Annotated in this window: 1 protein-coding gene; it reads left to right on the top strand. The window is 41.9% G+C overall.

All coding sequences use genetic code 11. The annotated features are described in order from the left end of the window. Window positions 1-241 precede the first annotated feature (241 nt). The gene (locus AM228_RS28950) at window positions 242-631 is read left to right on the top strand and encodes a hypothetical protein (protein WP_054470510.1); all 390 of its coding nucleotides are present in this window, start codon (window positions 242-244) and stop codon (window positions 629-631) included. Window positions 632-1,017 lie beyond the last annotated feature (386 nt).

The following is a 1,017-nucleotide window of genomic DNA, read 5'->3' as shown; positions in this document are numbered from 1 at the left end:
TGGGGATTAATCCCCAGCCGACGGTTTATCCGCCTTCAGCAGAGCAATGAAATCTGTAAAAGAATGATTAAGTTTTATCGTGGTTCAAATAAATCGTTACAAAGGTTAAGAATTAGTTATGAGTCATAAATAAAATGGCGAAAAAAAACTGGAGTGTCGTAAAGAATTTAACTTCTGAATATACGGGGGAAAACTATTGCAGTCTTATCAAGGGAACCGGACGAGAGTTTGTTGTTAACTTTTGCTTAAAACCAGAGGTCGAGAACCCTGCCATTCCTCCATTTCTGCCGCCGTCTCCACCCTGCAATATGAAGCCGATCGCCAAGCTCAGTTAAGAGCTTATGCTGAGTCGATCGCTCATTATCGGCTTCAGCTTTGGGAGCGAACGGCTGAGGGAACTTTTTACCGAAAAACTTTCCCAATTTTCAAATATTTCCCAGATCATCAGCTAGATATTTTTCCCTTGTTGTGGGTAACAACCGAGGCCGGAATTGGGGATAAAGAACTTTTACTAAAATTTGATGGCACTGTTTTACCAATAACTGATGATAAAATCTCGGTCTGCCTCGACTACTACTGTTCAGGACGAAATTTGGTTTTCGTTAAATATTCCGGCAAACACGGAGATTGAATTTCAGCGTCCTGATAATTATACTATTTTTAATTACCAAAGATGCACTCATTTGGGGCGCTTGGACGCCTTGCCCCTACAATATCTGTTATTAATTTGGCATCGGTAGGGGCGCCGGGGCTGGCGCCCAAATTAACCTCGAAATCGTAGCAATAATTTTTGAAATTGGTATAAATACTTGGAAAACGGAAAACCAATCATTGATTACACAATGGGGCAAGAGAAAAAAAATCCGAAGCATCTGACTAAAAAAAATCGCAGCGACGCTTCCGACAAGCTTTAGGGCTGGGGGAAGTTGTCCGAAAATCAGGCGCTACTGTCAATTCAAAGTCCAAGGCAAAAGGGTCAGGAATGGCGCGATCGATAATGTGGCTGTACGTCAATAA

This window comes from Planktothricoides sp. SR001 (genome assembly GCF_001276715.1).
Lineage (GTDB): Bacteria > Cyanobacteriota > Cyanobacteriia > Cyanobacteriales > Laspinemataceae > Planktothricoides > Planktothricoides raciborskii.
Note: the sequence above shows the minus strand (reverse complement) of the source record. Positions and strands in the feature narration are given on the sequence as shown.